We start from the raw sequence: 212 nt of genomic DNA, 5'->3' as shown, positions 1-212 counted from the left end.
CACGGGTCGAGGGCATCGAGCAGGGACTCAATCTCTCGGGGATCAAAGATCTGGACTGGCGGGGTGGGCCGACGTGGAGTCTCCACACCGAGACAGGGGTTCGACTGGATCAGGCCGTCCCGAAGGGCGCTCGCTCCCCTAGTTGCCGCGAGAACGGTCTGGAGGGCCATGAAACGCGCTTCGATCGTGGCCGGCGTGAGCCCGTCATCGCG

This window comes from Nocardioides sp., assembly GCF_024509035.1.
In the GTDB taxonomy this organism is placed as follows: Bacteria; Actinomycetota; Actinomycetes; order Propionibacteriales; family Nocardioidaceae; genus Nocardioides.
The sequence above is the reverse complement of the archived record's forward strand: the minus strand, read 5'-3'. Positions refer to the sequence as shown.